General features: G+C 52.2%; 6 tRNA genes and 7 rRNA genes (2 of these 13 cut by a window edge). All 13 read right to left on the reverse strand.

Going from position 1 to position 10,000, the window contains the following annotated elements:
- Positions 1-692, reverse strand: a 23S ribosomal RNA gene (locus BGM23_RS21115) (it extends 2,236 nt beyond the left edge of the window).
- Between the two features lie 170 nt (positions 693-862).
- Positions 863-2,412, reverse strand: a 16S ribosomal RNA gene (locus BGM23_RS21120).
- A gap of 186 nt (positions 2,413-2,598) precedes the next feature.
- Positions 2,599-2,714 (reverse strand): 5S ribosomal RNA (gene rrf, locus BGM23_RS21125).
- Between the two features lie 55 nt (positions 2,715-2,769).
- Positions 2,770-5,696 (reverse strand): 23S ribosomal RNA (locus BGM23_RS21130).
- 170 nt (positions 5,697-5,866) lie between these two features.
- Positions 5,867-7,415: ribosomal RNA gene (locus BGM23_RS21135) — 16S ribosomal RNA — on the reverse strand.
- 172 nt (positions 7,416-7,587) lie between these two features.
- Positions 7,588-7,663 (reverse strand) — tRNA-Ala (locus BGM23_RS21140).
- A gap of 8 nt (positions 7,664-7,671) precedes the next feature.
- Positions 7,672-7,748, reverse strand: a tRNA-Pro gene (locus BGM23_RS21145).
- Between the two features lie 27 nt (positions 7,749-7,775).
- Positions 7,776-7,852 (reverse strand) — tRNA-Arg (locus tag BGM23_RS21150).
- Between the two features lie 30 nt (positions 7,853-7,882).
- Positions 7,883-7,957: transfer RNA gene (locus BGM23_RS21155), tRNA-Gly, on the reverse strand.
- A 54-nt stretch (positions 7,958-8,011) separates the two neighbouring features.
- Positions 8,012-8,084 (reverse strand) — tRNA-Thr (locus BGM23_RS21160).
- Between the two features lie 2 nt (positions 8,085-8,086).
- Positions 8,087-8,161: transfer RNA gene (locus BGM23_RS21165), tRNA-Asn, on the reverse strand.
- A gap of 45 nt (positions 8,162-8,206) precedes the next feature.
- Positions 8,207-8,321: ribosomal RNA gene (rrf, locus tag BGM23_RS21170) — 5S ribosomal RNA — on the reverse strand.
- Positions 8,322-8,454: 133 nt separating this feature from the next.
- Positions 8,455-10,000: ribosomal RNA gene (locus BGM23_RS21175) — 23S ribosomal RNA — on the reverse strand (it continues 1,369 nt past the right edge of the window).
- Together the 16S, 23S and 5S rRNA genes with 6 tRNA genes alongside form the textbook arrangement of a ribosomal RNA operon.

Consider the following 10,000-nt stretch of genomic DNA (forward strand, 5'->3'; position numbering starts at 1 on the left):
TATTCAGACTCGCTTTCGCTGCGGCTCCGCATCTTCTGCTTAACCTTGCACGGGATCGTAACTCGCCGGTTCATTCTACAAAAGGCACGCCATCACCCGTTAACGGGCTCTGACTACTTGTAGGCACACGGTTTCAGGATCTCTTTCACTCCCCTTCCGGGGTGCTTTTCACCTTTCCCTCACGGTACTGGTTCACTATCGGTCACTAGGGAGTATTTAGCCTTGGGAGATGGTCCTCCCGGATTCCGACGGAATTTCACGTGTTCCGCCGTACTCAGGATCCACTCAGGAGAGAACGAAGTTTTGACTACAGGGCTGTTACCTCCTATGGCGGGCCTTTCCAGACCTCTTCATCTACCTCGTTCCTTTGTAACTCCGTACAGAGTGTCCTACAACCCCAAGAGGCAAGCCTCTTGGTTTGGGCTAATCCCGTTTCGCTCGCCGCTACTCAGGGAATCGCATTTGCTTTCTCTTCCTCCGGGTACTTAGATGTTTCAGTTCCCCGGGTCTGCCTTCTCATATCCTATGAATTCAGATATGGATACCACTCCATTACGAGTGGTGGGTTTCCCCATTCGGAAATCTCCGGATCAAAGCTTGCTTACAGCTCCCCGAAGCATATCGGTGTTCGTCCCGTCCTTCATCGGCTCCTAGTGCCAAGGCATCCACCGTGCGCCCTTTCTAACTTAACCGTTAAAAAGAATCACTATGTGATATCTTGTGTTACTAATTGAATGTGATGTCTACTGTTATCTAGTTTTCAAAGAACACGTTTCGAAGGAATGATCCTTCAAAACTAAACAAGACAGGGAACGTTCTGCTTATAAGACCCAAGGTCTTATATTCCGTATAATATCCTTAGAAAGGAGGTGATCCAGCCGCACCTTCCGATACGGCTACCTTGTTACGACTTCACCCCAATCATCTGTCCCACCTTCGGCGGCTGGCTCCTAAAAGGTTACCTCACCGACTTCGGGTGTTACAAACTCTCGTGGTGTGACGGGCGGTGTGTACAAGGCCCGGGAACGTATTCACCGCGGCATGCTGATCCGCGATTACTAGCGATTCCAGCTTCACGCAGTCGAGTTGCAGACTGCGATCCGAACTGAGAACAGATTTGTGGGATTGGCTTAACCTCGCGGTTTCGCTGCCCTTTGTTCTGTCCATTGTAGCACGTGTGTAGCCCAGGTCATAAGGGGCATGATGATTTGACGTCATCCCCACCTTCCTCCGGTTTGTCACCGGCAGTCACCTTAGAGTGCCCAACTGAATGCTGGCAACTAAGATCAAGGGTTGCGCTCGTTGCGGGACTTAACCCAACATCTCACGACACGAGCTGACGACAACCATGCACCACCTGTCACTCTGCCCCCGAAGGGGACGTCCTATCTCTAGGATTGTCAGAGGATGTCAAGACCTGGTAAGGTTCTTCGCGTTGCTTCGAATTAAACCACATGCTCCACCGCTTGTGCGGGCCCCCGTCAATTCCTTTGAGTTTCAGTCTTGCGACCGTACTCCCCAGGCGGAGTGCTTAATGCGTTAGCTGCAGCACTAAGGGGCGGAAACCCCCTAACACTTAGCACTCATCGTTTACGGCGTGGACTACCAGGGTATCTAATCCTGTTCGCTCCCCACGCTTTCGCTCCTCAGCGTCAGTTACAGACCAGAGAGTCGCCTTCGCCACTGGTGTTCCTCCACATCTCTACGCATTTCACCGCTACACGTGGAATTCCACTCTCCTCTTCTGCACTCAAGTTCCCCAGTTTCCAATGACCCTCCCCGGTTGAGCCGGGGGCTTTCACATCAGACTTAAGAAACCGCCTGCGAGCCCTTTACGCCCAATAATTCCGGACAACGCTTGCCACCTACGTATTACCGCGGCTGCTGGCACGTAGTTAGCCGTGGCTTTCTGGTTAGGTACCGTCAAGGTACCGCCCTATTCGAACGGTACTTGTTCTTCCCTAACAACAGAGCTTTACGATCCGAAAACCTTCATCACTCACGCGGCGTTGCTCCGTCAGACTTTCGTCCATTGCGGAAGATTCCCTACTGCTGCCTCCCGTAGGAGTCTGGGCCGTGTCTCAGTCCCAGTGTGGCCGATCACCCTCTCAGGTCGGCTACGCATCGTTGCCTTGGTGAGCCGTTACCTCACCAACTAGCTAATGCGCCGCGGGTCCATCTGTAAGTGGTAGCCAAAGCCACCTTTTATGTTTGAACCATGCGGTTCAAACAACCATCCGGTATTAGCCCCGGTTTCCCGGAGTTATCCCAGTCTTACAGGCAGGTTACCCACGTGTTACTCACCCGTCCGCCGCTAACATCAGGGAGCAAGCTCCCATCTGTCCGCTCGACTTGCATGTATTAGGCACGCCGCCAGCGTTCGTCCTGAGCCAGGATCAAACTCTCCGATAAAGTAGTTTGACTGACTACGCACATCGCTGTGCGATTTTTAAAAACTGAATTAACAGGTACGTTTTGTCTTGTTTAGTTTTCAAAGATCATTTTGTTTGTCTGCTTTGTTAAAGCAACTTTATTAGTATACAACGTCACTTCTTCAAAGTCAACAACTTTTTTTAAAAATTACACTAACGTGCAATTGCTTGGCAGCGTCCTACTCTCACAGGGGGAAACCCCCGACTACCATCGGCGCTGAAGAGCTTAACTTCCGTGTTCGGTATGGGAACGGGTGTGACCTCTTCGCTATCGCCACCAAACAAATTGAGAGTGTTCTCTCAAAACTAGATAACAGGTGTGACATCATTCAAAAATATGGTTAAGTCCTCGATCGATTAGTATCTGTCAGCTCCATGTGTCGCCACACTTCCACCTCAGACCTATCAACCTGATCATCTTTCAGGGATCTTACTTCCTTGCGGAATGGGAAATCTCATCTTGAGGGGGGCTTCATGCTTAGATGCTTTCAGCACTTATCCCGTCCGCACATAGCTACCCAGCGATGCCCTTGGCAGAACAACTGGTACACCAGCGGTGCGTCCATCCCGGTCCTCTCGTACTAAGGACAGCTCCTCTCAAATTTCCTGCGCCCGCGACGGATAGGGACCGAACTGTCTCACGACGTTCTGAACCCAGCTCGCGTACCGCTTTAATGGGCGAACAGCCCAACCCTTGGGACCGACTACAGCCCCAGGATGCGATGAGCCGACATCGAGGTGCCAAACCTCCCCGTCGATGTGGACTCTTGGGGAGATAAGCCTGTTATCCCCGGGGTAGCTTTTATCCGTTGAGCGATGGCCCTTCCATGCGGAACCACCGGATCACTAAGCCCGACTTTCGTCCCTGCTCGACTTGTAGGTCTCGCAGTCAAGCTCCCTTGTGCCTTTACACTCTGCGAATGATTTCCAACCATTCTGAGGGAACCTTTGGGCGCCTCCGTTACCTTTTAGGAGGCGACCGCCCCAGTCAAACTGCCCACCTGACACTGTCTCCCCGCCCGATAAGGGCGGCGGGTTAGAAGGTCAATACAGCCAGGGTAGTATCCCACCGATGCCTCCACCGAAGCTGGCGCTCCGGTTTCCAAGGCTCCTACCTATCCTGTACAAGCTGTACCAACATTCAATATCAGGCTGCAGTAAAGCTCCACGGGGTCTTTCCGTCCTGTCGCGGGTAACCTGCATCTTCACAGGTACTATAATTTCACCGAGTCTCTCGTTGAGACAGTGCCCAGATCGTTGCGCCTTTCGTGCGGGTCGGAACTTACCCGACAAGGAATTTCGCTACCTTAGGACCGTTATAGTTACGGCCGCCGTTTACTGGGGCTTCAATTCGCACCTTCGCTTACGCTAAGCGCTCCTCTTAACCTTCCAGCACCGGGCAGGCGTCAGCCCCTATACTTCGCCTTACGGCTTCGCAGAGACCTGTGTTTTTGCTAAACAGTCGCCTGGGCCTATTCACTGCGGCTCTCTCGGGCTTGCACCCTAACAGAGCACCCCTTCTCCCGAAGTTACGGGGTCATTTTGCCGAGTTCCTTAACGAGAGTTCTCTCGATCACCTTAGGATTCTCTCCTCGCCTACCTGTGTCGGTTTGCGGTACGGGCACCTCTCACCTCGCTAGAGGCTTTTCTTGGCAGTGTGGAATCAGGAACTTCGCTACTATATTTCGCTCGCCATCACAGCTCAGCCTTATGGGAAACGGATTTGCCTATTTCCCAGCCTAACTGCTTGGACGCGGATATCCAATACCGCGCTTACCCTATCCTCCTGCGTCCCCCCATTGCTCAAATGGTGAGGAGGTGGTACAGGAATATCAACCTGTTGTCCATCGCCTACGCCTTTCGGCCTCGGCTTAGGTCCCGACTAACCCTGAGCGGACGAGCCTTCCTCAGGAAACCTTAGGCATTCGGTGGAGGGGATTCTCACCCCTCTTTCGCTACTCATACCGGCATTCTCACTTCTAAGCGCTCCACCAGTCCTTCCGGTCTGGCTTCACAGCCCTTAGAACGCTCTCCTACCACTGTTCGAAGAACAGTCCGCAGCTTCGGTGATACGTTTAGCCCCGGTACATTTTCGGCGCAGAGTCACTCGACCAGTGAGCTATTACGCACTCTTTAAATGGTGGCTGCTTCTAAGCCAACATCCTGGTTGTCTAAGCAACTCCACATCCTTTTCCACTTAACGTATACTTTGGGACCTTAGCTGGCGGTCTGGGCTGTTTCCCTTTCGACTACGGATCTTATCACTCGCAGTCTGACTCCCAAGGATAAGTCATTGGCATTCGGAGTTTGACTGAATTCGGTAACCCGGTAGGGGCCCCTAGTCCAATCAGTGCTCTACCTCCAAGACTCTTACCTTGAGGCTAGCCCTAAAGCTATTTCGGAGAGAACCAGCTATCTCCAGGTTCGATTGGCATTTCACCCCTACCCACACCTCATCCCCGCACTTTTCAACGTGCGTGGGTTCGGGCCTCCATTCAGTGTTACCTGAACTTCACCCTGGACATGGGTAGATCACCTGGTTTCGGGTCTACGACCACGTACTCATGCGCCCTATTCAGACTCGCTTTCGCTGCGGCTCCGCATCTTCTGCTTAACCTTGCACGGGATCGTAACTCGCCGGTTCATTCTACAAAAGGCACGCCATCACCCGTTAACGGGCTCTGACTACTTGTAGGCACACGGTTTCAGGATCTCTTTCACTCCCCTTCCGGGGTGCTTTTCACCTTTCCCTCACGGTACTGGTTCACTATCGGTCACTAGGGAGTATTTAGCCTTGGGAGATGGTCCTCCCGGATTCCGACGGAATTTCACGTGTTCCGCCGTACTCAGGATCCACTCAGGAGAGAACGAAGTTTTGACTACAGGGCTGTTACCTCCTATGGCGGGCCTTTCCAGACCTCTTCATCTACCTCGTTCCTTTGTAACTCCGTACAGAGTGTCCTACAACCCCAAGAGGCAAGCCTCTTGGTTTGGGCTAATCCCGTTTCGCTCGCCGCTACTCAGGGAATCGCATTTGCTTTCTCTTCCTCCGGGTACTTAGATGTTTCAGTTCCCCGGGTCTGCCTTCTCATATCCTATGAATTCAGATATGGATACCACTCCATTACGAGTGGTGGGTTTCCCCATTCGGAAATCTCCGGATCAAAGCTTGCTTACAGCTCCCCGAAGCATATCGGTGTTCGTCCCGTCCTTCATCGGCTCCTAGTGCCAAGGCATCCACCGTGCGCCCTTTCTAACTTAACCGTTAAAAAGAATCACTATGTGATATCTTGTGTTACTAATTGAATGTGATGTCTACTGTTATCTAGTTTTCAAAGAACACGTTTCGAAGGAATGATCCTTCAAAACTAAACAAGACAGGGAACGTTCTGTTTATAAGACCTAAGGTCTTATATTCCGTATAATATCCTTAGAAAGGAGGTGATCCAGCCGCACCTTCCGATACGGCTACCTTGTTACGACTTCACCCCAATCATCTGTCCCACCTTCGGCGGCTGGCTCCTAAAAGGTTACCTCACCGACTTCGGGTGTTACAAACTCTCGTGGTGTGACGGGCGGTGTGTACAAGGCCCGGGAACGTATTCACCGCGGCATGCTGATCCGCGATTACTAGCGATTCCAGCTTCACGCAGTCGAGTTGCAGACTGCGATCCGAACTGAGAACAGATTTGTGGGATTGGCTTAACCTCGCGGTTTCGCTGCCCTTTGTTCTGTCCATTGTAGCACGTGTGTAGCCCAGGTCATAAGGGGCATGATGATTTGACGTCATCCCCACCTTCCTCCGGTTTGTCACCGGCAGTCACCTTAGAGTGCCCAACTGAATGCTGGCAACTAAGATCAAGGGTTGCGCTCGTTGCGGGACTTAACCCAACATCTCACGACACGAGCTGACGACAACCATGCACCACCTGTCACTCTGCCCCCGAAGGGGACGTCCTATCTCTAGGATTGTCAGAGGATGTCAAGACCTGGTAAGGTTCTTCGCGTTGCTTCGAATTAAACCACATGCTCCACCGCTTGTGCGGGCCCCCGTCAATTCCTTTGAGTTTCAGTCTTGCGACCGTACTCCCCAGGCGGAGTGCTTAATGCGTTAGCTGCAGCACTAAGGGGCGGAAACCCCCTAACACTTAGCACTCATCGTTTACGGCGTGGACTACCAGGGTATCTAATCCTGTTCGCTCCCCACGCTTTCGCTCCTCAGCGTCAGTTACAGACCAGAGAGTCGCCTTCGCCACTGGTGTTCCTCCACATCTCTACGCATTTCACCGCTACACGTGGAATTCCACTCTCCTCTTCTGCACTCAAGTTCCCCAGTTTCCAATGACCCTCCCCGGTTGAGCCGGGGCTTTCACATCAGACTTAAGAAACCGCCTGCGAGCCCTTTACGCCCAATAATTCCGGACAACGCTTGCCACCTACGTATTACCGCGGCTGCTGGCACGTAGTTAGCCGTGGCTTTCTGGTTAGGTACCGTCAAGGTACCGCCCTATTCGAACGGTACTTGTTCTTCCCTAACAACAGAGCTTTACGATCCGAAAACCTTCATCACTCACGCGGCGTTGCTCCGTCAGACTTTCGTCCATTGCGGAAGATTCCCTACTGCTGCCTCCCGTAGGAGTCTGGGCCGTGTCTCAGTCCCAGTGTGGCCGATCACCCTCTCAGGTCGGCTACGCATCGTTGCCTTGGTGAGCCGTTACCTCACCAACTAGCTAATGCGCCGCGGGTCCATCTGTAAGTGGTAGCCAAAGCCACCTTTTATGTTTGAACCATGCGGTTCAAACAACCATCCGGTATTAGCCCCGGTTTCCCGGAGTTATCCCAGTCTTACAGGCAGGTTACCCACGTGTTACTCACCCGTCCGCCGCTAACATCAGGGAGCAAGCTCCCATCTGTCCGCTCGACTTGCATGTATTAGGCACGCCGCCAGCGTTCGTCCTGAGCCAGGATCAAACTCTCCGATAAAGTAGTTTGACTGACTACGCACATCGCTGTGCGATTTTCAAAAACTGAATTAACAGGTACGTTTTGTCTTGTTTAGTTTTCAAAGATCATTTTGTTTGTCTGCTTTGTTAAAGCAACTTTATTAGTATACAACGTCACTTCTTCAAAGTCAACAACTTTTTTTAAAAACTTTTGGTGGAGCCTAGCGGGATCGAACCGCTGACCTCCTGCGTGCAAAGCAGGCGCTCTCCCAGCTGAGCTAAGGCCCCATAAAAAATGGTCGGGAAGACAGGATTCGAACCTGCGACCCCATGGTCCCAAACCATGTGCTCTACCAAGCTGAGCTACTTCCCGATTTCCTATCTATTCTATTAAAAGATATGGCGCGCCCGAGAGGAGTCGAACCCCTAACCTTTTGATCCGTAGTCAAACGCTCTATCCAATTGAGCTACGGGCGCAATTCAATTTACAATATCCCGTTGGATAAATGGAGCGGAAGACGGGATTCGAACCCGCGACCCCCACCTTGGCAAGGTGGTGTTCTACCACTGAACTACTTCCGCATATCGCAATAAAAAAGCTTTCTCCTTATGAGAAACCTTGTAATAATACATTTAAGCTTCCAAGCGGGCTCGAACCGCTGACCTCTTCCTTACCATGGAAGTGCTCTACCTGCTGAGCTATGGAAGCAATGGCTCCGCAGGTAGGATTCGAACCTACGACCGATCGGTTAACAGCCGATAGCTCTACCACTGAGCTACTGCGGAATAATATAAAGCTTCATAAACAAACATGGTAGAATTAATAAATCTGCTTGGCGGCGTCCTACTCTCACAGGGGAAACCCCCGACTACCATCGGCGCTGAAGAGCTTAACTTCCGTGTTCGGTATGGGAACGGGTGTGACCTCTTCGCTATCGCCACCAAACAAATGCCTTCAGGATGAAGGTACTAGGCGTTTCTCACAGGATGTGAGAGCCCTTAGCGGAGTTTCCTTACCTTCCGCCTTTAGAGAGGTGTTCTCTCAAAACTAGATAACAGGTGTGACATCATTCAAAAATATGGTTAAGTCCTCGATCGATTAGTATCTGTCAGCTCCATGTGTCGCCACACTTCCACCTCAGACCTATCAACCTGATCATCTTTCAGGGATCTTACTTCCTTGCGGAATGGGAAATCTCATCTTGAGGGGGCTTCATGCTTAGATGCTTTCAGCACTTATCCCGTCCGCACATAGCTACCCAGCGATGCCCTTGGCAGAACAACTGGTACACCAGCGGTGCGTCCATCCCGGTCCTCTCGTACTAAGGACAGCTCCTCTCAAATTTCCTGCGCCCGCGACGGATAGGGACCGAACTGTCTCACGACGTTCTGAACCCAGCTCGCGTACCGCTTTAATGGGCGAACAGCCCAACCCTTGGACCGACTACAGCCCCAGGATGCGATGAGCCGACATCGAGGTGCCAAACCTCCCCGTCGATGTGGACTCTTGGGGGAGATAAGCCTGTTATCCCCGGGGTAGCTTTTATCCGTTGAGCGATGGCCCTTCCATGCGGAACCACCGGATCACTAAGCCGACTTTCGTCCCTGCTCGACTTGTAGTCTCGCAGTCAAGCTCCCTTGTGCCTTTACACTCTGCGAATGATTTCCAACCATTCTGAGGAACTTTGGGCGCCTCCGTTACCTTTTAGGAGGCGACCGCCCCAGTCAAACTGCCCACCTGACACTGTCTCCCCGCCCGATAAGGGCGGCGGGTTAGAAGGTCAATACAGCCAGGGTAGTATCCCACCGATGCCTCCACCGAAGCTGGCGCTCCGGTTTCCAAGGCTCCTACCTATCCTGTACAAGCTTGTACCAACATTCAATATCAGGCTGCAGTAAAGCTCCACGGGTCTTTCCGTCTGTCGCGGGTAACCTGCATCTTCACAGGTACTATAATTTCACGAGTCTCTCGTTGAGACAGTGCCCAGATCGTTGCGCCTTTCGTGCGGTCGGAACTTACCCGACAAGGAATTTCGCTACCTTAGGACCGTTATAGTTACGGCCGCGTTTACTGGGGCTTCAATTCGCACCTTCGCTTACGCTAAGCGCTCCTCTTAACCTTCCAGCACCGGGCAGGCGTCAGCCCCTATACTTCGCCTTACGGCTTCGCAGAGACCTGTTTTTTGCTAAACAGTCGCCTGGGCCTATTCACTGCGGCTCTCTCGGGCTTGCACCCTAACAGAGCACCCCTTCTCCCGAAGTTACGGGGTCATTTTGCCGAGTTCCTTAACGAGAGTTCTCTCGATCACCTTAGGATTCTCTCCTCGCCTACCTGTGTCGGTTTGCGGTACGGGCACCTCTCACCTCGCTAGAGGCTTTTCTTGGCAGTGTGGAATCAGGAACTTCGCTACTATATTTCGCTCGCCATCACAGCTCAGCCTTATGGGAAACGGATTTGCCTATTTCCCAGCCTAACTGCTTGGACGCGGATATCCAATACCGCGCTTACCCTATCCTCCTGCGTCCCCCCATTGCTCAAATGGTGAGGAGGTGGTACAGGAATATCAACCTGTTGTCCATCGCCTACGCCTTTCGGCCTCGGCTTAGGTCCCGACTAACCCTGAG

Origin of the sequence: Bacillus sp. FJAT-14266 (assembly GCF_001719225.1) — a bacterium.
GTDB lineage: Bacteria > Bacillota > Bacilli > Bacillales > Bacillaceae > Bacillus > Bacillus subtilis.